At 64.7% G+C, this 24,874-nt stretch carries 17 protein-coding genes and 1 tRNA gene; 17 read left to right on the top strand and 1 reads right to left on the bottom strand.

The window, feature by feature from the left end; all coding sequences use genetic code 11:
• The first annotated feature begins 10 nt into the window (after positions 1–10).
• From hisF to HGQ17_RS09385, 16 genes are all read left to right on the top strand, one after another.
• Complete coding sequence (hisF, locus tag HGQ17_RS09460) at positions 11–775, top strand: imidazole glycerol phosphate synthase subunit HisF (protein ID WP_168887707.1); 765 nt, start codon at positions 11–13, stop codon at positions 773–775.
• Positions 765–1,091, top strand: coding sequence for a phosphoribosyl-AMP cyclohydrolase (gene hisI / locus HGQ17_RS09455; RefSeq protein ID WP_168887706.1), 327 nt, complete (start codon positions 765–767; stop codon positions 1,089–1,091). Before hisF ends, hisI begins: the two co-directional genes overlap by 11 nt.
• Positions 1,091–2,656, top strand: coding sequence for an anthranilate synthase component I (locus HGQ17_RS09450; RefSeq protein WP_168887705.1), 1,566 nt, complete (start codon positions 1,091–1,093; stop codon positions 2,654–2,656). Before hisI ends, HGQ17_RS09450 begins: the two co-directional genes overlap by 1 nt.
• Positions 2,653–3,126 (top strand): Trp biosynthesis-associated membrane protein, encoded by a 474-nt coding sequence (locus HGQ17_RS09445; protein WP_168887704.1) that lies wholly within the window; start codon positions 2,653–2,655, stop codon positions 3,124–3,126. Before HGQ17_RS09450 ends, HGQ17_RS09445 begins: the two co-directional genes overlap by 4 nt.
• Positions 3,126–3,716, top strand: a complete 591-nt coding sequence (locus HGQ17_RS09440) for a Trp biosynthesis-associated membrane protein (protein WP_168887703.1) — start codon at positions 3,126–3,128, stop codon at positions 3,714–3,716. The genes HGQ17_RS09445 and HGQ17_RS09440 overlap by 1 nt, the downstream gene beginning before the upstream one ends.
• A gap of 52 nt (positions 3,717–3,768) precedes the next feature.
• Entirely contained in the window at positions 3,769–4,161 is a 393-nt protein-coding gene (locus HGQ17_RS09435; RefSeq protein WP_168887702.1) for an HGxxPAAW family protein, read from the top strand.
• 17 nt (positions 4,162–4,178) lie between these two features.
• Entirely contained in the window at positions 4,179–4,994 is an 816-nt protein-coding gene (gene trpC / locus HGQ17_RS09430) for an indole-3-glycerol phosphate synthase TrpC (RefSeq protein WP_168887701.1), read from the top strand.
• Complete coding sequence (gene trpB / locus HGQ17_RS09425) at positions 4,991–6,268, top strand: tryptophan synthase subunit beta (protein ID WP_168887700.1); 1,278 nt, start codon at positions 4,991–4,993, stop codon at positions 6,266–6,268. The genes trpC and trpB overlap by 4 nt, the downstream gene beginning before the upstream one ends.
• A complete protein-coding gene (gene trpA / locus HGQ17_RS09420) occupies positions 6,265–7,059 on the top strand; it encodes a tryptophan synthase subunit alpha (protein ID WP_324615244.1) in 795 nt (264 codons plus the stop codon). The genes trpB and trpA overlap by 4 nt, the downstream gene beginning before the upstream one ends.
• Before the next feature lie 13 nt (positions 7,060–7,072).
• On the top strand, positions 7,073–8,134 hold the full coding sequence (gene lgt / locus HGQ17_RS09415) for a prolipoprotein diacylglyceryl transferase (RefSeq protein WP_168887698.1): 1,062 nt from the start codon (positions 7,073–7,075) through the stop codon (positions 8,132–8,134).
• Between the two features lie 99 nt (positions 8,135–8,233).
• Positions 8,234–12,829 carry a glutamate synthase large subunit gene (gene gltB / locus HGQ17_RS09410; protein WP_168887697.1) on the top strand — a complete coding sequence of 1,532 codons (4,596 nt, stop codon included), beginning with the start codon at positions 8,234–8,236 and terminating at the stop codon, positions 12,827–12,829.
• Positions 12,822–14,285 (top strand): glutamate synthase subunit beta, encoded by a 1,464-nt coding sequence (locus tag HGQ17_RS09405; protein ID WP_168887696.1) that lies wholly within the window; start codon positions 12,822–12,824, stop codon positions 14,283–14,285. The genes gltB and HGQ17_RS09405 overlap by 8 nt, the downstream gene beginning before the upstream one ends.
• Positions 14,286–14,373: 88 nt before the next feature.
• On the top strand, positions 14,374–15,915 hold the full coding sequence (gene pyk / locus HGQ17_RS09400) for a pyruvate kinase (protein WP_168887695.1): 1,542 nt from the start codon (positions 14,374–14,376) through the stop codon (positions 15,913–15,915).
• Between the two features lie 11 nt (positions 15,916–15,926).
• Positions 15,927–16,008: transfer RNA gene (locus HGQ17_RS09395), tRNA-Leu, on the top strand.
• 162 nt (positions 16,009–16,170) lie between these two features.
• Entirely contained in the window at positions 16,171–18,255 is a 2,085-nt protein-coding gene (locus HGQ17_RS09390; RefSeq protein ID WP_168887694.1) for a DEAD/DEAH box helicase, read from the top strand.
• Positions 18,256–18,276: 21 nt separating this feature from the next.
• Positions 18,277–18,894: an ANTAR domain-containing response regulator gene (locus HGQ17_RS09385; protein WP_168887693.1), complete on the top strand. Its 618-nt coding sequence runs from the start codon at positions 18,277–18,279 to the stop codon at positions 18,892–18,894.
• 69 nt (positions 18,895–18,963) lie between these two features.
• Here HGQ17_RS09385 and HGQ17_RS09380 read toward each other — a convergent pair whose 3' ends face one another.
• Positions 18,964–22,746, bottom strand: a complete 3,783-nt coding sequence (locus HGQ17_RS09380; RefSeq protein WP_168887692.1) for a S8 family serine peptidase — start codon at positions 22,744–22,746, stop codon at positions 18,964–18,966.
• A gap of 230 nt (positions 22,747–22,976) precedes the next feature.
• On the opposite strand from HGQ17_RS09380, the gene ilvD reads away from it, so the two are divergent.
• Positions 22,977–24,731, top strand: coding sequence for a dihydroxy-acid dehydratase (gene ilvD / locus HGQ17_RS09375; RefSeq protein WP_168887691.1), 1,755 nt, complete (start codon positions 22,977–22,979; stop codon positions 24,729–24,731).
• The last annotated feature ends 143 nt before the right edge of the window (positions 24,732–24,874 follow it).

Here is a 24,874-nt window from a genome sequence, read left to right as displayed (position 1 = left end):
GGTCCTCCAAGTGTCGTTGGCCGTACGTGTCATCCCGTGCCTCGACGTCGATGCCGGCCGCGTGGTCAAAGGCGTGAACTTCCAAGAGCTGCGCGATGCCGGTGACCCAGTGGAACTGGCCGAACGCTATAACCAGGCCGGGGCCGATGAGCTGACCTTCCTGGATGTCACCGCCTCCACCGCCGAACGGGAGACCACCTACGAGGTTGTCACCCGCACCGCCGAGGAGGTCTTCATCCCCCTGACCGTCGGCGGCGGGGTCCGTTCCGAGGAGGATGTGGATCGGCTGCTGAAGGTCGGGGCTGATAAGGCCTCGATCAACACCGCAGCGGTGGCCCGACCGGCGGTGATTAACGAGATCGTCGCCCGTTTCGGCAACCAGGTGCTGGTGCTCTCAGCGGATGTGCGCCGAAGCGAGGAGACCGGCTCCGGGTTCGAGGTCACCACCCACGGCGGACGCCGCGGCACCGGAATCGATGCCCTGGATTGGTGCGCAGAGGCCGCCGAGCGCGGAGTCGGGGAGGTCCTGCTGAACTCCATCGACGCCGATGGCACCAAAGAGGGCTTCGACCTGGATATGATCTCCGCCATCCGGGCCGTGACCCGGGTCCCGCTGATCGCCTCCGGCGGGGCAGGCAAACCCGAACACTTCCCCGAGGCCATCGACGCCGGGGCCGATGCAGTCCTGGCCGCCAGTGTCTTCCACTTCGGACCGGTGGATATGATCGCTCGGGTCAAAGACGAGATCCGGAAAGCAGGTCACCATGTCCGCTAGCCTCCAGGACGTCAACTACAACGATGACGGCCTCGTCCCGGCCATCGCCCAGGAAGTCACCACAGGCCAGGTGCTCATGATGGCCTGGATGAACGCCGAGGCCCTGACCGCCACCCTGGAAACCGGCCGCGGCACCTACTGGTCGCGCTCCCGCGGCCAGCTCTGGGTCAAAGGCGAGACCTCCGGACATACCCAGCAGGTGCAGTCAGTGTCCCTGGACTGCGATGGTGACACGGTGCTGCTGAAAGTCGAGCAGACCGGACCTGCCTGCCACACCGGGGCCCAGACCTGCTTCACCGGAAGGGAGCTGAGCTGATGCATTCCCTGGGAACAGTGACCCCCAGCCGCGAGGAGTTCCTCCAGCTGGCCGCCGAACACCGGGTGATCCCGGTGAGTATGAAAGTCCTGGCCGACTCCCACACCCCGCTGAGCATCTACCGGGCCCTGGCCTGTGATGACAACCAGCAGGGCGTACCGGGAACCTACCTGATGGAATCGGCTGCCCCGGGTGCCGCCTGGGACCGGCACAGTTTCATCGGCGTGAACTCTATGGCCACCCTCTCCGAGAAGGACGGGGAGGCCCATTGGATCGGCACCCCACCGGCGGGGGCTCCCCAGGAGGGAACCACCGCGGAGATTCTCCGCCAAACCCTGGAGTTCCTAGGCCAGCGGGCCTTCGCTGAGCAGCTGCCGCATCTGGCCTCCGGGCTGGTGGGCTATATCGGCTGGGATGTGGTCCGGCACTGGGAGAAACTGCCCAACCCCCCGCAGGACGATCTCGGTCTGCCCGAGATGGCCATGAACCTCATCTCAGACCTCGCCGTCCACGATAACCGCGACGGCACCGTGACCCTGATCGCCAATGCGATCAATAAGGATGGTCAGCCCACCGGTGCAGAACGGGCCTACGACGACGCCCTGGCCCGTCTGGCGGCCATGCAGCATGCCCTGGCCCGCCCGGTCTCCGCCGAGGTGGCCACCGCCGAAGCCGACTGGGGAACGCAGGTGGAACTGGATCTGGCCGATAAGGTCACCAACAGCTGGGACCAGAATGAATACCTCGCCACCCTCGGCAAGGCCAAAGAGGCCATCGTCGACGGCGAAGTCTTCCAGATCGTGGTCTCCCGCCGTTTCGAAGTCGAAACCGGGGCCGACGCCCTGACCGTCTACCGGATGCTGCGGCTGCTGAACCCCAGCCCCTATATGTATCTGATGCACTTCCAGACCCCCGAGGGGGAGCCCTACCAGGTGGTCGGCGCCTCCCCGGAGGCCCTGGTGACTATGGATGCCGAGCGCACCGTGGTCTCCCATCCCATCGCCGGCACCCGGCCCCGGGGCAAAACACCGGCGGCCGACCAGGAGCTGGCCGAGGACCTCCTGGCCGATCAGAAGGAACGGGCCGAGCACCTCATGCTGGTTGACCTGGCCCGCAATGACCTCGCAAAGGTCTGCGAACCCGGCTCAGTGGAGGTCACCCGGTTCATGGCCGTGGAACACTTCAGCCACGTCATGCATCTGACCAGCCATGTCCAGGGGCAGGTGGCGGAGACATCCTCGCCCTATGACGTCCTGGCTGCGACCTTCCCGGCAGGCACCCTCTCCGGGGCGCCGAAACCCCGAGCCCTGCAGCTGCTCGACGAATGGGAACCCACCCGTCGTGGGGTCTATGGGGGAGTGGTCGGCTATTTCGATCTCTCCGGACGGATGGATGTCGCCATCGCCATCCGCACTGCCGTGTTGTCCGGAGGTAGGGCCTATGTGCAGTCCGGCGGCGGAATTGTGGCCGACTCCATCGATGAGGACGAGCGCCAGGAGACGGTCAATAAGGCCGCGGCCCCACTGCGAGCCGTGCTGGCCGCTGATAGGTTGAAGGTTTCATGATCGGACATCTGGCCTACTTCTTCCAGCGCAAGGTCACCGTTGTGGTGATCCAGACCGGCTCCATCCTGCTGCTGCTGTCCACTGTGATGGCCTGGGTCCACCTCGAGCCCGGTCCCGAGGCGCTCAATGGCAATGAAGTCTCCACCCTGGTGCGGCTGATCGGCCTGCTCGGTGTGGTCTCCGGTCTGCTGGTCTCGATCTTCCAGGGCTGGCTGCGCGGGATCCTCGCCGCAGTTCTGCTCGGCGGGGGCTTCTTAGCGATCATCACAGCAGCTCTGACCATCTCCAATCCGGTGGCCGCCTCAGTCACCGGCATGCAGCAGCTGGGCCTGACCGCCGAGACCGCCCGGCTGGCATTCGGGGCCTGGTTCGGGCTCGCCGGAGCCATCCTGCTGTCCATCGGGGCCCTGGCTGCCCTGCTGTTCTCCTCCACCTGGGACGATGAACCCGAGACGAAGAAGACACGTTGATGAAAGCCCGAATCTTTTCCCGCCGCAACACTGTCCTGGTGGCCCTGCTGGGGGCCGCGATCCTCTTCGGCGCCTCGACCCAAACCTGGGTCACCGCCATCGGGCTGACCGATATGGCCCAGACCCAAAGCGCTGAGATCCCCGGCTCGGATATCTCTGAGGCGGTGCCAGCGGTGGCACTGGTGGCCCTGGCCGCGGCAGTGGCCACCTCGGTGGCCCGCAGGGTAGGGCGCTGGATCATCTCCGTGGTGCTCTTCGCCGCCGGAGTCTTCGGGCTGGCCAGTGCGGGTTCGGTGACCCTGACCCCACGGACCTCGAGTCTGCGGGCTCTGAGCGATATCACCGGAACGACCGAATTCGCCGCCGAATACACCCTGAACTGGGGGGTCTACGCCGCCATGGCAGGTGGTCTGCTCATCGCCGCAGCGGGCCTGGTGGCCTTCATCTTCGGCCGCAGTTGGCCGGTGCGCACTGCCTCCAAGAAGTACAGCCGCAGTGCTGCTGCAGGAGCCGAAACAGACGCCGAGGTTGATGAGTATGACCTCTGGGACGGGCTCAGCGAGGACGACGATCCCACGGAGTCCCGTTAGCGTGGCAGAATGGTTCTAAGCACATTTCGACATCGTGTAGAGGAGTAGGCGCATGGCCACCAGCCCGGCAGGAGTTCGCGACGTAGAGCAGCAGCCGAAGACTGATGACGAGTACATTCACTACGACCACATCGGTCACGGCTCCACCCCCGCAGCCTGGGCGCTCTCCGGGACAGTCGTTGCCGGCTCCACAATCGCCGGTGTAGGCGCCATCGGTCTCTACTGGTCCGATGCCTGGTGGACTGCCATCTGGATCGGCGCTGCCCTGATGCCAGTGGCGATCATCCTGGGCATCGTGCTGAAGAAGGCCGGCTACGGCGTGGAGATGGACTCCAAGGCAGTGCTGAACGAGGGCGATGACCCCCGTGAGCACGCCGGCCCGGCCAGCCCGGACAACACCGGCGGCGGCGCTGAGAAGCGTGAACCCGCTTCGGGCACCAACTAGGCCGGCACCTGACCTGAATGGCGACAGTTCTCGACCAGATCATCGAAGGGGTCCGCGAAGACCTCCAGGACCGACGAGCAGCCACCCCGCTGAAGGAGATCCAGGCCCAGGCTGCTGATGCTGCCCCCGCCCTGGACGCCTACGCGGCACTGAAAGACGGCCGCAGCGACAGCACCGGGGTGCGCATCATCGCCGAGGTCAAGCGCAAGTCCCCCTCCAAGGGTGACCTCGCCCAGATCCCGGACCCAGCCGCCCTGGCCCATGCCTACCAGCAGGGCGGAGCCAGCGTGATCTCCGTCCTCACCGAGGCGCGCCGATTCAACGGCTCCCTGGCTGATCTCGCCGCGGTGCGGGCCGCAGTGGATATCCCGGTGCTGCGCAAAGACTTCATGGTCGATGAGTACCAGTTCCACGAGGCCCGGGCCTACGGTGCCGACCTCGTGCTGCTGATCGTCGCCGCGCTGGATGACGTCCAGCTGCGTGACTACCTCGCCCTGACCCACGAGCTGGGCATGAACGCCCTGGTCGAGGCCCACACCGAGGAAGAGATCGAACGCGCGGTGGCCGTGGGCGCAAAGATCGTCGGAGTCAACGTTCGAAACCTCAAGACCCTCGAGGTCGACGTCGCCCACTACTCCGCAATGGCCCGGCATCTGCCGGAGGACCTCGTGCGGATCGCCGAATCAGGTGTGGACGGACCCCATGTGGTCCTCGACTACGCCCGCCAGGGAGCCGATGCCGTATTGGTCGGCGAGGCCCTGGTCAAACACGGCGACCCCAGCACAGCCGTCAAAGACTTCCGGCAGGCAAGCCTGGCGAAGGAGACACCATGACCGACCAACCAGCCAGTCCGCATTTCCAGGACACCCCCGGGCCCTATTTCGGCGACTACGGCGGCCGCTGGATGCCCGAATCACTGGTGGCCGCACTGGATGAGGTGGCCGATACCTTCGAGAAGGCCAAGGCCGACCCCGAGTTCACCGATGAGTTCCAGCGGCTCTGCCGCGACTACACCGGACGGCCCTCCCTGCTGACCGAGGTGCCCCGCTTCGCCGCCGAGGCCGCCGGCTCCGAGGACTCGGCGAGGATCTTCCTCAAGCGCGAGGACCTCAACCACACCGGCAGCCATAAGATCAACAATGTGCTCGGTCAGGCCCTGCTGGCCAAACGGCTGGGCAAAACCAGGCTGATCGCCGAAACCGGCGCCGGCCAGCACGGTGTGGCAACAGCCACCGCCGCAGCCCTGATGGGTATGGAATGCGTGGTCTACATGGGCGGAGAGGACACCCGACGCCAAGCCCTCAACGTCGCCCGTATGCAGCTGCTGGGAGCCGAGGTGGTCCCGGTCGAACACGGCTCGGCCACCCTGAAGGACGCCATCAATGAGGCCCTGCGGGACTGGGTGGCCACCGTGGAGAACACCCATTATGTCCTCGGCACGGTAGCCGGACCCCATCCCTTCCCAGAGATGGTCCGCTGGTTCCACCAGGTCATCGGTGATGAGGCCCGCGAGCAGATCCTGGCCGCCACCGGCCGGCTGCCCGATGCAGTGGCCGCATGCATCGGCGGCGGCTCCAATGCCATGGGCATCTTCCACGGCTTCCTCGACGACCCCGAGGTCGAGCTCTACGGCTTCGAAGCCGGCGGCGAGGGCCTGGAGACTGGCAAACACGCCTCGGCCATCACCCTGGGCCGCTCCGGGGTGCTGCACGGGGCCCGGTCCTACCTCATGCAGGATGAGGATGGGCAGACCATCGACTCCCATTCCATCTCAGCGGGCCTGGACTACCCCTCCGTGGGACCCGAGCACGCCTATCTCAACGACGCCGGCCGGGTGAACTACCAGCCGGTCACCGATGCCGAGTGCATGCAGGCCTTTGAACAGCTCTGCCGCACCGAAGGGATCATCCCCGCCATCGAATCCGCCCACGCCCTGGCCGGGGCAGCCCGGCTCTCCCGGGAATGGGGCAGCGCCGGAAGCCAGAAGGTCATCATCGTCAACCTCTCCGGCCGTGGGGATAAGGATGTGGCCACCGCGGCCAAATGGTTCGACCTCCTGCCGGCCGAGGACGAAAGCGACGCACCGGATACGGGGGTAGAAGCGTGAGCAAGACAGCAGCGGCCATCGACGCCGCCAAGGCCCAGGGCCGCACTGCCTTCATCGGCTACCTGCCCGGCGGCTACCCCGATAAGCAGACCAGTATCGATGCCGCCATCGCCCTGGTGAACAACGGGGCCGATGTCATCGAAATCGGTGTGCCCTACTCCGACCCGGTCATGGACGGTCCTGTCATCCAGCAGGCCACCACTGAGGTATTGGCCCGCGGCTTCCGGGTCGACGAGGTCTTCGAGATCGTCAAGGCGGTCACTGAGGCCACCGATGCCGCCGTGTTGGTGATGACCTACTACAACATCATCGACCGGATGGGTGCAGCCACCTTCGCCCGCCGGCTGGCCGAGGCCGGGGGAGCGGGAGCAATCACCCCCGATCTGATCCCCGATGAGGCCGCCGACTGGATCGCAGCCACCGAGGAATACGGTCTGGACCGGGTCTTCCTCTCTGCACCCACCTCCAGCCCGGAACGGGCAGCGATGATCGCCTCAGCCTCCCGCGGCTTCGTCTACGGAGTCTCCCTGATGGGGGTCACCGGGGCTCGAGCCGAGGTCTCCCAGGCCGCTGCCGAGGTGGTCGCCGCTGCGAAGTCCGCCGGAGCCGAACGCGTATGCGTCGGCCTCGGGGTCTCCACCCGCGCCCATGTCGAAGAGATCGGCAGCTACGCCGATGGCGCAATCGTCGGAACCGCCCTGGTGGCCGCCCTTCGGGACGGCGGACCAGAGGCCGTTGCCACCCTGGCAGCCGAACTCTCCGGCAAGAACTTAAATCCTAGAAACGACTGATACGGTGCCCACTATGAGTCTGACCCCTGTCTTCGAAGCCACCAGCCTGCTGGCCTCCGGCTTCCCCCCACCGCCGGCCCGCGGTATCGACCTCCCCGGGCCGTTCTTCCTCGCCTTCTACACCCTGGCGATCATGCTGGGAATCGTGGCGGCCGTCATCGTGGCCAGCAAACTGTGGAAGTCCCGCGGGGGCAACAGCGACGACGTGTTCTCCGCAATGCTCTGGGCGGTGCTTATCGGCATCATCGGAGCCCGGGCCTACCACGTGATCAGCTCCCCGGATGCCTACTTCGGGGAGGGTGGGGACATCCTGCGGGCCTTCCAGCTCTGGCACGGCGGACTCTCCATCATCGGAGCCGTGGCAGCCGGTGCCCTGGCTGTCTGGATCTTCTGCCGGCGCTCCGGGATCAAATTCCCGGCCTTCGCCGATGCTGTGGTGCCCGGCATCCTGCTTGCCCAGGCTATAGGCCGTTGGGGCAACTACTTCAACCAGGAGCTCTACGGTGACCGCACCTTCCTGCCCTGGGGCCTGCGGCTGGACACCGAACAGCAGTACCAGGCACCGGAGATCGCCTCCACCACGCCGGTGGAAGAGATGCTCTTCCACCCCACATTCCTCTACGAGTCCCTGTGGAACCTCCTGGGCTTCTTCGCACTGCTGCTGCTGTTCAAGCGGTTCCAGTTCCGCCAGGGCCTGCTGGCCTGGACCTATGTGGCCTACTACGCCCTGGGCCGGTTCTGGATCGAATCCCTGCGAATCGACGAACTCGACAAATCCACCCAGTATCCGCTGGACAATCTCGGCCTGGACTGGCGGCTGAACCAGATCATCGCTTTCGTGGTGTTCGTCGTCGCCATCGCGGCCCTGATATGGCTGTTTGTGAAGCGCCCACAGAGCACAGAAGAGATCATCGAGCACAAAGAGATCTATACTGTTGAGGCTCGCAAACAGGCTGCCGACACATCTGAAAAAGACCTGACTGATGCCTCCGCGGAGACCCCGGAAGAGGCTGAGACCGGTGAATCACAACTTGCACCGGCAGAGACTGAAGCGGAAGATAGGACTTCGAGCTAGCACCTAGCCGCAGGCCTAGCCGCACCTGAAGCAGCATGATGTGCACCAATCCATGCTGCCGTCATCACGTACGTCCTGCCCAAGGAAGGAACACCGAAGATGTCAGTGCCGAAGGTGATCAGCCCCTATGAGCGCTATGCGGCGTTCCCTGAAAAGGCAGGGCTCTACGATCCGGCCAATGAGCATGAGAACTGCGGTATGGCCGCTATCGCGACCCTGCGCGGAACCCCCGGTCACGACATCATCGACCACGCCCTCTACGCCCTGCGCTGTGTGGAGCACCGCGGTGCAGTAGGCGGAGATGTCGGAACCGGCGACGGCGCCGGAATCCTCACCCAGCTGCCCGATGAGCTCTTCCGTGCCGTGCTGGACTTCGAGCTGCCCGCGGCAGGCGAATACGCCGCCGGCACCGCCTACCTCCCGCAGGATGAGACCGAGCGCGCCGATATGATGGCCACCTTCGAGCAGATGGCCGCCGATCAGGGCCTGACCCTGCTGGGCTGGCGCGATGTTCCGGTCGATGCCTCGATGATCGGCAGCCTGGCCCGGGAGGCCATGCCCTTCTTCAAACAGGTCTTCCTCTCCATGGCACCTGAGGATTCCATGGAGTACCAGGAATCTGCCGAGGGCACCCTGGACCAGCGGGCCTGGCGGCTGCGCAAACGTGCCCAGGTCCGCCTGGGCATCTACTTCGCCTCGCTGTCTTCGAAGACCATCACCTATAAGGGCATGCTGACCACCGCTCAGCTGGAGCCCTTCTATCCGGACCTCTCCGATGAGCGGTACAAATCCACTCTGGGGATTGTCCACTCCCGGTTCTCCACCAATACCTTCCCCTCCTGGCCGCTGGCCCAGCCTCTGCGGCATATCGCCCACAACGGTGAGATCAACACCGTCAAGGGCAACCGGAACTGGATGCGCGCCCGGCAGGCCACCATGGCCGGACCCGTTCTGGGTGATGATCCGGAGTACCTCTTCCCAATCTGCACCCCCGGCGCCAGTGACTCCACCAGCTTCGATGAGGCCGCCGAACTGCTGATGCTCTCCGGTCGGCCAATGTCCCAGGCGATGCGGATGATGATCCCCGAAGCCTGGGAGAACCACGAGTCGATGGACCCCGATCTGCGGGCCTTCTACGAGTACCACTCGACCATGATGGAAGCCTGGGACGGCCCAGCTGCCATCGCCTTCACCGACGGCGACCAGCTCGGTGCTGTCCTGGACCGCAACGGTCTGCGCCCGGCCCGCTGGTGGGTCACCGATGACGGACTCGTGGTGCTCTCCTCCGAGGTCGGCGTCATCGATCTCGAACCCTCCACTGTGGTGCGTAAGGGCCGGGTGGCCCCGGGCATGATGTTCCTGGCCGATACCAAAGAGGGCCGGATCATCGAGGATGAGGAGATCAAGGCAGACTTCGCCTCCAAGGCGCCCTGGCAGAAGTGGGTGGAGGAGAACCGCCTCACCCTGGATGACCTCCCCGAACGCCTGCATGTCAAGCACCCCTCCGGTTCGGTGCGGCTGCGCCAGCAGACCTTCGGCTATACCCATGAAGAGCTGAAGATCCTGGTCGGCCCCATGGCCGCAACCGGTGCAGAGCCGCTGGGCGCAATGGGCACCGATACCCCCATCGCTGTTCTGGCCGAACGGCCCCGGCTGCTCTTCGACTACTTCGTCCAGACCTTCGCCCAGGTGACCAACCCGCCCCTGGATGCCATCCGAGAGGAACTGGTCACCTCCCTGGGCCGGCATATCGGACCAGAGGGCAACCTCCTGGCCACCGGACAGGTCAAGGCCAAGCAGATCCAGCTGGACTTCCCGGTGCTGACCAATGACCAGCTGGCCCGGATCGCCAACCAGCGCAATGAGGACGGCACCAAGAGCGCCCTAAAGATCCGTGGACTCTTCAGGGTCGGCTCCACTGAGGAGGAGTTCCGCCAGCGGATCCGCACCCTCTGTGAGCAGGTCTCGGCCGCGGTGCACCGCGGTGTCGGCTACATCGTGATCTCTGACCGGGACTCCAATGCCCAGTGGGCTCCGATTCCCTCCCTGCTGCTGGTCTCGGCCATCCACCACCACCTGCTGAAATCAGCCACCCGCACCAGGGTCTCGCTGCTGGTGGAAGCCGGTGACGTCCGCGAGGTCCACCATGTGGCCTGCCTCATCGGCTACGGCGCCTCGGCGGTCAACCCCTATCTGGCCATCGAATCCGCAGAGGATATGGTCCGCCGCGGTGAGATCACCAATGTCACCGAAGAGCAGGCCGTGGAGAACCTCATCAAGGCCCTGGGCAAGGGTCTGCTGAAGATCATGTCCAAGATGGGCATCTCCACTGCCGGCTCCTACTGCGGTGCGCAGACCTTCGAAGCGGTCGGACTGGCCCAGAACGTGGTGGACCAGTACTTCTCCGGCACTCACTCGCCGATGGGCGGGGTCGGCGTCGACGTCATCGCCGCCGAGGCCTCAGCCCGGCACGCCAAGGCATATCCGCCCGATGGCAACGACCTCGGCCGCGGAGACGAACTCGAAGTCGGCGGTGAGTACCAGTGGCGCCGCGAAGGTCCGCCGCATCTGTTCAACCCCGAGACCGTGTTCAGGCTCCAGCACGCCTCCCGGACCCGCCGGTACGACATCTTCAAGCAGTACACGAAGTCGGTGGATGATCAGTCCAAGGAACTGATGACCCTGCGCGGGCTGTTCAACCTCAAGGCCACCCGCAGCCCGGTTCCGATCAGCGAGGTCGAACCGGTCAGCGAGATCGTCAAACGCTTCAACACCGGTGCGATGAGCTACGGCTCCATCTCACAGGAGGCCCACGAGACTCTGGCGATCGCCATGAATCGCCTCGGCGGGCGCTCCAACACCGGTGAGGGTGGTGAGCATCCGCAGCGGCTGATCGACCCCGAACGCCGCAGCGCGATCAAACAGATCGCCTCCGGTCGTTTCGGCGTGACCAGCCAGTACCTCACCCATGCCGATGATCTGCAGATCAAGATGGCCCAGGGCGCAAAGCCCGGTGAGGGCGGTCAGCTCATGGGCAAGAAGGTCTACCCCTGGGTGGCCGAGACCCGGCACTCCACACCCGGTGTCTCCCTGGTCTCCCCACCTCCGCACCACGACATCTACTCCATCGAGGATCTCAAACAGCTCATCTACGACCTCAAGCGCGCCAATACCGGTGCCCGGGTCCACGTGAAGCTGGTCTCCCTGCATGGAGTGGGCACGGTCGCAGCAGGTGTGGCCAAGGCGGCAGCCGACGTCGTGCTCATCTCCGGGCACGACGGCGGAACCGGCGCCTCCCCGCTGAACTCGCTCAAACACGCAGGCACCCCCTGGGAGCTCGGACTGGCCGAAGCCCAGCAGACCCTGATGCTCAACGGGCTGCGCGAACGGGTGACCGTACAGGTCGACGGTCAGCTCAAAACCGGCCGTGATGTGGTCATCGCCGCGCTGCTGGGTGCTGAGGAATACGGCTTCGCCACCTCCGCGCTGGTGGTCTCCGGCTGCATCATGATGCGGGTCTGCCACCTCGACACCTGCCCGGTGGGTGTGGCCACCCAGAACCCGACCCTGCGTGATCGATACACCGGTAAGGCCGACCACGTGGTGAACTTCTTCGAGTTCATCGCCCAGGAAGTCCGCGAATACCTCGCCGAACTGGGCTTCCGCAGCCTCGATGAGGCCATCGGACATATCGACGCACTCGATTTGGACCAGGCCAAACGGCACTGGAAGACCGAAGGACTGGACCTCACCAAGGTGCTCACCGGCTGGGACCCCGAGGCTCCGGAGGCGAAACTGCGCCGGACCTCCGAGCAGGACCACGAGCTGGAGAAGCACTTCGACGTCAAGCTCATCGAAGCCGCCCAGGAGGCCATCCACAACGGCACAGCGGTCACCATCGAATCCCCGGTGGTCAACACCGACCGTGCAGTGGGCACCATGCTCGGCCATGAGGTCACCAAGGCCCTGGGGCTGAAGACCCTGGAGAACAACACCATCGAAGTCAACCTCACCGGTCAGGCCGGTCAGTCCCTGGGCGCATTCCTGCCCCAGGGTGTGACCATTCGCCTGGCAGGCGATGCCAATGACTACGTGGGCAAGGGGCTCTCCGGAGGGCGGATCATCATCGCCCCCGAAGAGGAGGCATCCTTCGAAGCCGCTAAGAACGTGGTGGCCGGCAATGTGATCGGTTACGGCGCCACTGGCGGTGAACTGTTCCTCTGCGGACAGGTCGGCGAACGTTTCCTGGTCCGCAACTCCGGGACCACCGCAGTGGTCGAAGGAGTCGGCGACCACGGCTGCGAATACATGACCGGCGGCCAGACCCTGATCCTGGGGCCGGTGGGCCGGAACTTCGGCGCCGGAATGTCCGGCGGCACCGCCTATCTCCTGGACTTCGAGGAGGGCAAGCTCAACACCCAGGCCGCCGCCGGGGGAGAGCTGCTGCTGCTTCAGCCCGATGAGGAGGATCAGCAGATCATTCGCGACCTGCTGCGCCGGCACCATGAGGAGACCAACTCCGTAGTGGCCGCCGAACTGCTCGAAGACCCCGAAGCGACCCTCGGGAGGATCACCAAGGTGCTCCCACGTGACTACGACCGTGTGCTCGCAGCCCGCAGCGCCGCCCTCGACGAGGGGCTGGACCCGGACGGTGACGCCGCATGGCAGAAGATTCTGGAGGTGACCAGTGGCTGATCCACGCGGATTCCTGAAACACCGGGAGCGGCAGTCCCGCCCCTCGCGCCCGGTCCCGGTGCGCATCATGGACTTCAAAGAGGTCTACGAACGGCAGGAGAAAGGGGTCACCCAGACTCAGGCCGGCCGCTGCATGGACTGCGGCATCCCCTTCTGCCACACCGGCTGCCCCCTGGGGAATCTGATCCCCGAGTGGAATGACCTCATCTGGCGCGACCAGTGGGAAGAGGCCTCCAACCGGCTGCATATGACCAATAACTTCCCGGAGTTCACCGGGCGGGTCTGCCCCGCACCCTGTGAGACCTCCTGTGTTCTGGGCATCAACCAGCCGGCAGTGACCATCAAACAGTCCGAGGCCGAGATCGCCGATGAGGCACTGGAACGCGGCTATGTGGAACCCATTCCGCCCCAGCGGCTGACCGGCAAAACCGTGGCTGTGGTCGGCTCCGGACCCGCCGGTCTGGCTGCCGCCCAGCAGCTGACCCGCGCCGGGCACACTGTCGCCGTCTACGAACGTGACGACCGGCTCGGCGGCCTGCTGCGCTACGGCATCCCCGACTTCAAGATGGAGAAGGGGCTGGTGGACAACCGGATCCAGCAGATGGAGACCGAGGGCACCCGCTTCTACACCTCCACCGAGATCGGCTCCGATATCACCTGGGACGCCCTGCGGGAGTCCTACGACGCCGTCGTCGTGGCCACCGGTGCCATGGTCCCGCGTGACCTGCCCGTGCCCGGCCGCGGCCTGGGCGGGATCCACTTCGCCATGGAATACCTCGTCCAGTCCAACCGGGCTGTCGCCGGCGATGAGGTGCCCGAGCAGATCCACGCCAAGGACAAGCATGTGGTCATCCTCGGCGGCGGTGACACCGGAGCCGACTGCATCGGCACCGCCCACCGGCACCAGGCGAAATCGGTGACCACCCTGGCCATCGGTAAAGAACTGCCCACTGAGCGTCCCGATCACGAGCCCTGGCCCATGGACCCCCGGGTCTTCGAGGTCTCCAGCGCCCATGAAGAGGGCGGAGAGGTCAAATGGCTGGCCTCCACAGTGGAGTTCCTCGGTGACGAGAACGGCAATGTCCGTGCCCTGCGGGTGGCTGAGACCCACTACAACGAGGACGGAAGCCGCACCCCCAAGCCGGGCACCGAGCGCGAGATCCCCGCTGATCTCGTGTTCCTGGCCCTGGGCTTCACCGGTGCAGAGCCGGAGTTGCTGACCGGCCAGCTCAATGTCGACTTCTCCTCCCGCGGGACCGTGGACCGGGCTGAGGACTACCAGACCAATGTGGATGGGGTCTTCACAGTCGGCGATGCCGGCCGTGGCGCCTCCCTGGTGGTCTGGGCGATCGCCGAGGGCCGTGCAGTGGCCGCGAAGGTCGATGAATACCTCGAGGGCAGCACCCGTCTGCCGGCTCCGGTGGCACCCAGCGATAGGGCTATCTCGCTGCACTGACCCGTGCCTCATAAGGTAGGCTCGTATAGTTAGTTGGCTCAGCGTCGCGCCGCGTTCCGTACTGCTCGACAACCCCGTGAGGTGAGGCATGAGACACGCCAAGATCGTTGCCACATTCGGCCCGGCCACAGCCGGCTACGAACGTACCCGTGAACTCATCGAGGCAGGTGTGGACGTGGTCCGGGTCAATATGAGCCATGGTGACTACACCGTCCATGAGGACACCTACAACACCGTGCGCGAGGTCTCCGGTGACCTTCGCCGGGCGGTGGCCATCTTCGCCGACCTCCAGGGCCCGAAGATCCGCCTGGGCCGCTTCAGCGACGGCCCCCACCAGCTCGATGAGGGCGACCGGTTCACCATCACCACCCGGGATATCGAGGGCACTAAGGAGATCTGCTCCACGACCCTGAAGACCCTGCCCCAGGATGTGGAACCCGGCGACACCCTGCTGATCGACGACGGCAAAGTCTCCCTGCGTGCCCTAGAGGTCACCGAGACCGATGTGGTCACCGAGGTCGTCGTCGCCGGTCCGGTCTCCAATAACAAGGGCATCAACCTCCCTGGGGTCGCAGTCTCAGTACCCGCCCTGAGCGAGAAGGACGAGGAAGACCTCCGCTGGGCCCTGCGCACCGGCTTCGACATGATCGCCCTGTCCTTCGTCCGCGATGCCGCCGATATCGAGGCCGTCCACCAGATCATGGAGGAAGAGGGCCGCTACGTCCCGGTCATCGCGAAACTGGAGAAACCCCAGGCCGTGGACGCACTGCAGGATGTCATCGACGCATTCGACGCCATTATGGTCGCCCGCGGTGACCTCGGTGTGGAACTGCCGCTGGAAGAAGTGCCGGTGGTGCAGAAACGCGCCATCGAACTGGCCCGCCGCTGGGCCAAGCCGGTCATCGTGGCCACCCAGGTCCTGGAGTCCATGATCGACAACCCCCGACCCACCCGCGCAGAGGCCTCCGACTGCGCCAATGCGGTGCTCGACGGCGCCGATGCCGTGATGCTCTCCGGTGAGACCTCAGTGGGCAAATACCCGGTCAAGACCGTGGAGACAATGTCTTCGATCATTCAGGCCACCGAGGCCCGCGGCCTCGAACGCATCCCGCAGCTCGGCACTAAGCCCAAAACCCGAGGCGGAGCCATCACCCGGGCTGCCAATGAGATCGCCGAACGGCTCGAGGTGCCCTATCTGGCCACCTTCACCCGTTCCGGTGACTCCGCCCGGAGGCTCTCCCGCCTGCGGCCCAAACAGTCCATCTTCGCCTTCACCCATGTGGAGCACACCCACAACATCCTGTGCCTCTCCTGGGGTGTGCAGCCCCGCTGGGTGGAATTCGCCCCGCATACCGACAAGATGACCGGACAGGTGGACAAACTGCTGCTGGAGGAAGGCATCGCCAAGGACGGTGACCTCGTGGTCATCGCCGCCGGTTCACCTCCAGGCCAGGCCGGAACCACCAATATGGTCAAGGTCCACCGCATCGGAGACCTCCCCGACGGAGGCATCGACGTCGAGGCCCTGCGCCGCGGAGAAGGCCTGCCCACCAAGGAACCCATCGGCCCCTGGCCCTCACGAAGTGCCGCCAGTGCGGCCAGTGCGCAATCTGCGCATTCGGCCCTGTAAACTGGACCGGCCCCCGAATGGCGGAATTGGTAGACGCGCTCGACTCAAAATCGAGTACCTCACGGTGTGTGGGTTCGAGTCCCACTTCGGGGACAGTGTTTGTCCCGGCGGCGGGTTCACGCCCCGCCGCCTCTCGCTCGGCAAAGCCTTGCCGAGCTTCGCGCCTTAAAGTCGGCGCTCGCTTCGCTTGCGCCTCACGCAACAGGGGTATACTTCCCCTCTTCCTTGCTCCTACCTCCATCTCAGCGCAGGCCTATGTCCAGTGATCTGGCTGAGGCTGCCTTTATTGTCAGCCGGGAATCCTCAGGGACGGCCGAACGGATAGAGGCCGTTGTGGCCTCCGAACGGGCCGGGACCTGGTATGAACGCGTTGTGGTGACCCACACCGGAACCGCCGACGACGCCGCCATCACCTGCAGCTGCCCCGATTCCCCAGAGGCCGAAGGTGCAGACTGCTCCCACGCCCATGCGGTCCTGGTCACCGCAGGTCGTCTGCCCCCGGATCTGGGCCCTGAGTACCGGCGGATCACCGAAACCCCCACTGTGGAACTGGCACCCGCTCCGACCCCAGAGGGCACTGCCGAGGAAGGAGACTGGTTCGACCTCAACCTGCGAGTCACCGTCGAGGACCGGGAGATCAGCTTCTCAGAGCTCTTCACCGCCTTAGCCCGCGGCGAATCGGTGCTCATCCTCGAGGACAACACCTACCTCCCGCTGAACACCCCCGAACTGGAACACCTGCGTCTGGTCATCGAAGAGGCCCGCACCCTCAACGACACCGAGCCCAACTCTCTGCGACTGAGCCGCTACCAGGTCAGCCTCTGGGAGGAACTGACCGAACTCGACATTGTCGAAGCCGACCAGAACAGCTGGTGGCGCAGCATCTCCGAACTCACCGGGGGAGTCGAAGACCAAGAACCACCCGAGGGACTCAACGCCGAGCTGCGCGACTACCAGAAGCACGGCTACTCCTGGCTGAGCTTCCTACGCCGACACCAGCTCGGCGGAATCCTCGCCGATGACATGGGCCTGGGCAAAACCCTCCAAGCCCTGGCGATGATCCAACAGACGGTCAACAACCAGAACAGCGACACAGAGCAGGACTCAGCCCCCTTCCTGATCATCGCCCCCACCTCAGTGGTCAGCAACTGGGAACGCGAAGCAGCCCGGTTCACCCCCGGACTCACCGTGGCAGTACTGGACGAGACCCTGCAGCGCAGCGGGGTGACCCTGAATACCCGGATCGCCGAGGCAGATCTGGTGATCACCAGCTACGCCCTGTTCCGGATGGAGGCTGAGAAATACCAGCAGGCTGAATGGGCCGGTCTCATCCTGGATGAGGCGCAGATGATCAAAAACCCCGCCTCCCAGGGCTACCGGGCCGCCAGGGATCTCAAAGTCCCCTTCACGGTGGCCATCACCGGCACCCCGATGGAGAACAACCTCCTAGAACTCTGGTCAGTGGTCTCCCTGTGCTGCCCCGGGCTGCTGGGCACCCGGGAACAGTTCACCGAGGGCTACCGCAAACCCATCGAGAAACAGCAGGACAGGCAGGCGCTTCAACGCCTCCAACAGCGGCTGAGCCCCTTCCTGCTGCGCCGGACCAAAGAGACCGTGGCCGCCGAGCTGCCGCCGAAACAGGAACAGATCCTGGAACTGGAGCTCACCGAGGAACACCGCCGGATCTACGACCGGCGGCTGCAGCGGGAACGGGCCCGGATCCTGGGACTTATGGACGACCTCGGCTCCAACCGGTTCAAAATCCTGCAGTCCCTGACCCTGCTGCGCCAACTGGCCCTGGACGCCTCCCTGGTGGAGAACTCCCAAGCACCCTCGGCCAAACTCGAAGCCCTGGGCGAACTGCTCAGCGAAGCAGTGGGGGAGGGGCACCGCGTCCTCGTGCTCAGCCAATTCACCCGGTTTTTGACCAAGGCCCGGGCCACCGCCACCGACCAGGGGCTCTACAGCGCCTACCTCGATGGGTCCACCACCAACCGGGGTGCGGTCATCGACTCCTTCCGATCCGGGGAGGCCTCAGTCTTCTTCGTCTCCCTGAAAGCCGGCGGTTTCGGACTCAACCTCACCGAGGCCGATTACGTCATCCTCCTTGACCCCTGGTGGAACCCAGCGGTGGAGGAACAGGCCATCGACCGGGCACACCGGATCGGTCAACGCCGCAATGTGATGGTCTACCGGCTGGTCGCCAAGGACACCATCGAATCCAAGGTGATGGCACTGAAGGAGTCCAAATCCCAACTGTTCAGCCAGGTGCTGGACTCCAGTGAAGCCATGGGCAGGGCCCAGTTCAGCGCAGAGGATATTCATCAGCTGCTCAGCTAGTGCCTCCGATAGGCTTGAGACATGACTGAAACCGAAGAACCCGCTGGCCAGAACTCCACTGCTGAGTACAAGCAGCGCAGGGTCCTGGTAGCCGAGGACGAGACACTGATCCGGCTCGACATCGTCGAAATCCTCACCGGTGCCGGTTACGAGGTAGTCGGTGAGGCCGAGAACGGTGAGCGTGCCGTGGAACTGGCCCGCGAACACAAACCAGACCTCGTGGTCATGGACGTGAAGATGCCGGTGATGGACGGAATTACCGCGGCCAAGACCATCGCCGAGGAGAAGATCGCCCCAGTGGTGATGCTCACCGCCTTCTCCCAGCGTGACCTCGTGGAATCCGCCCGGGAAGCCGGAGCCATGGCCTATGTGGTCAAACCCTTCGGGGAGAACGATCTGGTCCCGGCCATCGAGGTCGCGGCCGCCCGGTTCGAGGAACTGCGCGCACTGGAGCAGGAAGTCTCCTCCCTGACTGAGAAGTTCGAGACCCGCAAACTGGTCGACCGGGCCAAATCCCTGCTGATCTCCACCATGGGACTCTCCGAGCCCGAGGCCTTCCGCTGGATCCAGAAGACCTCCATGGACCGCCGGCTGACCATGCGCGAAGTCGCCGAAACAGTCGTCGACCAGATGGGCTGAGAAAACCCCCGTGGTCAGCACCGGTGCGAAACCAGTGCCGACCACGGGGGTTGTTCTATCTAAGGACCCTCAGCAGGAGCCGCCGGACTCCCAGGGACCATAGGGGTCACCGGGTTCCTGATTGCGGCTGTACCACTTCGCGGTGAACAGTTCGCCCTCATGGACGACAGTCTCACCACCTTCGAAACGGGTGCTCTCAGCCCAGGTGGGAACCGACTCGGAGCCGCATTCGACTTCCTCACCGAGCTCCGACCAGGCGCTGTAGGGATCAGCGCCGGGAACCTGATTCTGGCTGTACCAGAGCGCCTCAAAGGTGGCATCCTCATAGGTCACCACATCACCTTCGGTGTAGACCTCATCGGAGGACCACTCCGCGGGGGCGTCGTCGTCATCGTCGTCGTCATCCTCTTCGCGAGGCTCCAAGGCGTCGACGATCTCCCAACGGTTCTCCGCCCCGGCGTTATGCGGGTGCAGAAGCAGCAGCTCGGCGACCTCAGTGAAGTCACCCTCCTCCTCGTCACCGCCGAGGCCGATGAGACCCTCAGGACGGGTCACCGGAATCTCAGTGGAACCTTCAGCGGTGGAGAAGATCCCGTCATCGGCATCGCCGAAGAGCAGATGCTGAGCCTGGGAGAAGGTGATGCCCTCCAGAGAGGAGATCTCACTGCCGCCGGAGTGACCGAAGACGGAGAACTCGAAGGCGGCCTCACCGGAATCCAGCTCCTCCTCGCTCAGACCGAACCACTCCAGTGGGAAGGCCACCAGCATGACATTGCCGTCATAGGGGCGGGTGTCCACATCGCCGCCGCGCAGATACGGCAGGGTCCGGCCCTGCAGCTGACAGTCCAGACCATCAGTGTCGCAGGCGTCCACCGTGACCATAGTGCTGTCTGCGATGACATCATCGATGCTGCTCAGGCCTACATAGGCCTCGTAGACAGTGTCCTCGGTCTCTCGTTCCACCGTGAAGTAGTCCCAGGCGCCGAAGCGGCCCCAGTCGTGATGGGTGGCGATACCGATGCCGATCATCGGAGTGCCCTCCACCTCGAAGTACTGGGTGCCCACCGCGGCGAGGTCCACGGCAGCCTCAGAGGCTGCGCCGAACTCCTCGGGATCGGTGGCATCGCGAGTTGCGCCCAGCTGCAGAGGAGCGGTCAGGGACTCATACCGAGCCTGGCCCTCACCCTGGGCCAGACCGCGGCCGGTGAGGTTCAGTACTGAGTCCTCAGCACCCTCCTCAAAGAGCACATCATCACCGGTGGTGGCAGAGGCCGGACGCACATTGGCGTTGACCGGCACATTGAGCTGATCAGCAGCCGGGGCGCCGGTCAGCTGGATCCATCCGGACTCACTGGCCAGGAACTCGCGGACCAGACCGGGGAAGATGCCCTGCAGTGCGGGATCGGCCGGATTCATGGTGGGATCCATGACCTTAGCCAGTGCCGAGACATCGTAGACGCTCAGGGTCACATTAACTTCAGTGCTGCCGGAGGCCGGAACGGTCACTGACTCAGGGACCTGGTAGGTCACACCGGGGATATCCTGCTGCGCCTGGTAGTCCAGACCCAGGGTGACATCCTCATCGTGGTAGTTCTCCACCACCAGCTGACGGGTCACCGAGAGCTCCTCGGTGGCCTCCACCGGATCGAAGGCCATGGAGACCAGACCGGGGTTCTCCGCGTCATAGGCGATCACACGGTTCTCCACCGCGGCGGCACCATCGATCCGACCGGCGCCGATCCGCTGGGGACCAGCCGGGGTATCACCGATAGTGACCTCATGGGCGGAGGTGTTCATCAACAGTGCCTTATGGCGCTGGGCATTGAGCCAGCCACCATCCTCGGACCAGCCGTGGGACTCCACAGCCAGGGCGGCAACACCTGCAGCAAACGGCGAGGCCATCGAGGTGCCGGAGCTGGTGGAGGCACCAGTGCCGGTGCCGGAGTCCGCCGAGGTCACCGAGGTGCCCGGAGCGGCCAGATCAGGCTTGAGCAGATCGAAGGAACCGGGGTTACCGCGAGAGGTGAAGTCGGAAACAGTATCGGCGACCTCATCCACACTCACCGGAACGGAGCCGTTGTACTCGGCGGGATCCAGACGCAGCTGCACCTCACGGGTGAGCTCCACTGCACCGGTGGCCGGATCGTACTCGGCGAAGCCGGCCAGATCGGAGGCCGGCAGCTGGATACCGGGGGTCTCGGCGTTGCCGCCGATGCCGGTGCCGAAGGCCTCCAGGGTGGAGGTCAGCAGCACACCCTCGGCCCCGGCCTCTTCAGCCACATCGAAGCGAGGAGTCGAACCACAGGGCAGGGCGGCGTCGTCGTCCCATGCCAGGACCAGGACATTGCCCTCGACCAGTTCTGCGTCCTCCTCGGTCAGTGGCTCACAGCCGGAGAGATACTCCAGGGAGTTATCCGGATCCAGGGTCACCAGCTCTGCGGGTTCGCTCATCCCCTCACCGGAGTAGTTGACCGAGGCCTGGCCGGCCAGGATCTCGGGCTCCTCCTCACCGTCGAAGTAGAACTCGGCGCCGTCGTAGAAGAACTGTCCGGAGACAGAGCTGGCCACCGAGATCGCATCCGGGGCGGCAGCGGGAAAACCGCTGACCCCGGGGATATCGCCGGAGTTACCCGCGGAGGAGACCACCGTGACACCCATATCGGCCAGGGCCTCCACATACTGGGCCTCCGGCAGATCCGGGGCCGGGAAGGTCCCGCCCAGGGAGAGATTCACGACGTCGATGAAGTCATCAGGCTCACCGCCATAGGCCTCGGGGTCGAGGTTATGGGCATAGACCCAGTCCAGGGCCGTGGTGGTCATCTGGGTGCTGCCATCGCGGCCGAAGACCTTCAGCGCAACCAGCTCAGCAGCCGGTGCGGCACCGGGGCCGACCTGGAAATCCTGCAGGGCATAGTTGTCCAGATCGGAGTAGTCGCCGGTGTAGGTATTGCCGTCGGCGTCGACACCGCGGCCGGCGGCAGTGGCTGCGACATGGGTTCCGTGACCACTGGCCAGTCCTGTGGTGGTGTCAATGGGATTGGGATCCGGCTCCGTGGTTCCGGCCTCCCCGATGTAGTCGTCACCGACGAAGTCCCAGCCGTTGATCACATTGCCCTGCGGCCAGTCCACCTCGCCGTCGTGCCGGGCAGCCTCATAGGCCTCGACAGTTCCGGCGTCCTCGGCGTCATTGAAGGTCGCATGGGTGTAGTCGATACCGGAGTCGATGACCGCAATCGTGACATCCTCACCGAGAACCCCGGTTTCCCACCAGGCCTCATTGGTGGCGGTATGGATGATGTTGCCGGAGTTCGAGCTGATCTCATCCTCGAACTCCAGGGCCAGGTCAGGCTCGCTCAGCGCCTCCATCTCGGGGATGAGCTTCACCGAGGCGATATCCTCGCGCTCGCGCAGCAGCCGAAGATCGGCGGCATCGGCGGCCACGGCGAAGCCGGTCAGATGAGCGCCGGTCTCGTAGAGCCACTGCCCCTCGGGGAGATCAGCCAGAACCTCCTCGGTCTTCTGCGTGACCAGGGCCTCGGCATCGGAGAGTGCCGAACTCTTCTGGCTGCGGGTGGCGGAATCGGCGAAATCCTCACCGTGGCTCTGCCGCAGCGTCTCCGTGGCGGAGTCCAGATCGGCGAACTCCACATAGGCGGCAACCCGCCCGCTGGCATGGTCGAGGGAATCGGTGGCCGGCTGTGAGGTTTCTCCCTCACCACCGGGACTGGGGGCGATGGGATCAGTCTCCGTCGCAGTGGCGGGGACGAATCCCAGACCTGCCAGGGACACTGTCAGTGTCCCCACAGTTGTGGCCCAGCCCAGGCGGGAGAGCCCATTGGTTTCTCGTCTCAAAGTTGTTCCTTCATCAGGGTGCACTCGGACAGATCAGATCCAGGTGATGTACTTCACATAGACCTGACACCCTTGACATTATCTGAAAGTAACTCCCCGATTTAGGAAAAATGTTTACGCAGTTGGAGCAGGACCTTTACATTGCCTTAACAAGCCCAGGTCACTCGCATAGTGAGACAGTCCACTGAAACGCTGGGGCAGTTTGAATATGAAGACGTAGAATCAGTCACATGTCCGCACCCACAGAGGAAACCGCACCGCACACTCCACCCAAGGCTGTGACCGGCCCGTCCTCGGCAGAGAAGCCGCGGTCCTGGCAGGTCACCGACGGTTACACCCGGGCCCCGGCCCGCGGCATGCTCCGTGCAGTAGGGATGGGCGACGACGACTGGTCCAAGGCCCAGATCGGCATTGCCAGTTCCTGGAATGAGATCACCCCCTGCAACCTCTCCCTGGATCGGCTGGCCAAGGCCTCCAAAGAAGGCGTACACGCCGGCGGCGGATACCCCCTGGAGTTCGGCACCATCTCCGTCTCCGACGGAATCTCCATGGGACACGAGGGAATGCACTACTCCCTGGTCTCCCGCGAGGTGATCGCCGACTCCGTGGAGACTGTGATGCAGGCCGAGCGCCTGGACGGCTCCATCCTGCTGGCCGGCTGCGATAAATCCCTGCCCGGGATGCTGATGGCCGCCGCCCGCCTGGACCTCTCCAGCATCTTCCTCTACGCCGGGTCCATCATGCCCGGCACTGCCCGCTTCAAGGACGGCACCGAAAAAGAGGTCACCCTCATCGACGCCTTCGAAGGCGTGGGTGCCTGCGCCCGCGGAACGATGAGCGAGGAGGACCTCGACATCATCGAACGTGCCATCTGCCCCGGCGAAGGCGCCTGCGGCGGTATGTACACCGCCAACACTATGGCCTGCATCGGTGAGGCCCTCGGTCTCTCCCTGCCCGGCTCTGCGGCACCGCCCAGTGCCGACCGCCGCCGCGACTACTACGCCCATAAATCCGGCGAGGCCGTCATCGAACTGCTGCGCCGGGGCATCACCACCCGCGATATCCTCACCAAAAAGGCCTTCGAGAACGCTATTGCGGTGACCATGGCCTTCGGCGGCTCCACCAATGCGGTCCTGCACCTGCTGGCCATCGCCCGCGAGGCCGAGGTGGACCTCGAGCTGGAGGACTTCAACCGGATCGGCGATAAGGTCCCGCATCTGGGTGACCTCAAGCCCTTCGGCCAGCATGTGATGACCGATGTGGACAAGGTCGGCGGTGTGCCCGTTGTGATGCGAGCACTGCTGGATGCCGGACTCATCCACGGCGATGTCCTCACTGTCACCGGTAAGACGGTGGCCGAGAACCTCGAGGCCATCAACCCGCCGGATATCGACGGCAAGATCATCCGCACCCTGGATAACCCCATGCACCACAACGGCGGAATCTCCGTACTGCGCGGCAGCCTCGCCCCCGAGGGTGCAGTGGTGAAATCCGCCGGCTTCGACGCCGAGATCTTCGAAGGAACCGCCCGGGTCTTCGAACGCGAACAGGCTGCACTCAAAGCCCTCGAGGAGGGTGTGATCCAGGCCGGCGACGTCGTCGTCATCCGTTATGAGGGCCCCAAGGGAGGCCCCGGTATGCGCGAGATGCTGGCCATCACCGGTGCCATCAAGGGCGCCGGACTGGGCAAAGATGTCCTGCTGATCACCGATGGCCGCTTCTCCGGCGGCACCACCGGACTGTGCATCGGCCATATCGCGCCTGAGGCAGTCGACGGTGGGCCAATCGCCTATATCGCCGACGGCGACACCATCCGGGTGGACATCCCCAACCGGACCATCGACCTCGTAGTTGAGGAACAGGAACTGGAGACCCGGCGCAACAGCCCCGACTGGGAGCCGCTGCCGCCGTATGTCACCACCGGTGTGCTGGGCAAATACGCCAAACTGGTGCGCTCGGCAGCCGAAGGTGCCTACTGCGGATAGTCCACAGTTTGAGACACTGGTAGCAGAATTGACTTCCGTCACAGGGCGGTGTTCGATAGGGATATGCGCCAAATGCTATCCGTAGTAGTACCCGTCATTACCCCCGCCGGGGAATGAGCGGTCGACTGCGATGCATTGACGCG

The sequence above is a fragment of the Nesterenkonia sedimenti genome (assembly GCF_012641515.1).
GTDB lineage: Bacteria > Actinomycetota > Actinomycetes > Actinomycetales > Micrococcaceae > Nesterenkonia > Nesterenkonia sedimenti.
Note: the sequence above shows the minus strand (reverse complement) of the source record. Positions and strands in the feature narration are given on the sequence as shown.

Coding starts and splice junctions, on each gene's coding strand:
- HGQ17_RS09390 (WP_168887694.1), top strand. CDS start 16,171: ATGTCCAGTGATCTGGCTGAGGCTGCCTTTATTGTCAGCCGGGAATCC.
- HGQ17_RS09450 (WP_168887705.1), top strand. CDS start 1,091: ATGCATTCCCTGGGAACAGTGACCCCCAGCCGCGAGGAGTTCCTCCAG.
- trpB (WP_168887700.1), top strand. CDS start 4,991: ATGACCGACCAACCAGCCAGTCCGCATTTCCAGGACACCCCCGGGCCC.
- trpC (WP_168887701.1), top strand. CDS start 4,179: ATGGCGACAGTTCTCGACCAGATCATCGAAGGGGTCCGCGAAGACCTC.
- lgt (WP_168887698.1), top strand. CDS start 7,073: ATGAGTCTGACCCCTGTCTTCGAAGCCACCAGCCTGCTGGCCTCCGGC.
- pyk (WP_168887695.1), top strand. CDS start 14,374: ATGAGACACGCCAAGATCGTTGCCACATTCGGCCCGGCCACAGCCGGC.
- HGQ17_RS09445 (WP_168887704.1), top strand. CDS start 2,653: ATGATCGGACATCTGGCCTACTTCTTCCAGCGCAAGGTCACCGTTGTG.
- hisI (WP_168887706.1), top strand. CDS start 765: ATGTCCGCTAGCCTCCAGGACGTCAACTACAACGATGACGGCCTCGTC.
- HGQ17_RS09440 (WP_168887703.1), top strand. CDS start 3,126: ATGAAAGCCCGAATCTTTTCCCGCCGCAACACTGTCCTGGTGGCCCTG.
- ilvD (WP_168887691.1), top strand. CDS start 22,977: ATGTCCGCACCCACAGAGGAAACCGCACCGCACACTCCACCCAAGGCT.
- HGQ17_RS09435 (WP_168887702.1), top strand. CDS start 3,769: ATGGCCACCAGCCCGGCAGGAGTTCGCGACGTAGAGCAGCAGCCGAAG.
- HGQ17_RS09385 (WP_168887693.1), top strand. CDS start 18,277: ATGACTGAAACCGAAGAACCCGCTGGCCAGAACTCCACTGCTGAGTAC.
- gltB (WP_168887697.1), top strand. CDS start 8,234: ATGTCAGTGCCGAAGGTGATCAGCCCCTATGAGCGCTATGCGGCGTTC.